The sequence below is a fragment of the Geobacillus sp. B4113_201601 genome (assembly GCF_001587475.1).
In the GTDB taxonomy this organism is placed as follows: Bacteria; Bacillota; Bacilli; order Bacillales; family Anoxybacillaceae; genus Geobacillus; species Geobacillus icigianus.
The window spans coordinates 63,590-63,886 of the sequence record NZ_LQYX01000101.1 but is presented as its reverse complement, the minus strand read 5'-3'; the positions used below and the strand labels follow the sequence as shown (position 1 = coordinate 63,886).

Below are 297 nucleotides of genomic sequence, written 5' to 3'. Positions count from 1 at the left end.
AAAGGCATCGCCATCCAAGCGAAGGAGTTCGCCCGCTATATCGAGCCCCAAGACACCCGCTTCGTCACGGTGGGGAGCGAGCGCTATCGTGTCTACCGCTACGAAGGCGCGCTCAACGGTCTTGATGACGCGGTGGTGCTGCTGGCTTGGAAGGCGGATCAACCGATGACGCCGGATCATCTCCATGTCATCTTCGACACCGACCGGGAGCTGAGTGACGAAGACATCTTGCGTTACGATGCCCAGCGCTGGACGATCGAATGCTTTTTCCGGCAGGCTAAAGACCAACTGAAGCTT

1 pseudogene is annotated in these 297 nt (G+C 58.2%); it reads left to right on the top strand.

The window, feature by feature from the left end:
* Nucleotides 1–297: pseudogene (locus B4113_RS20780) on the top strand (IS701 family transposase); the annotation flags it as partial.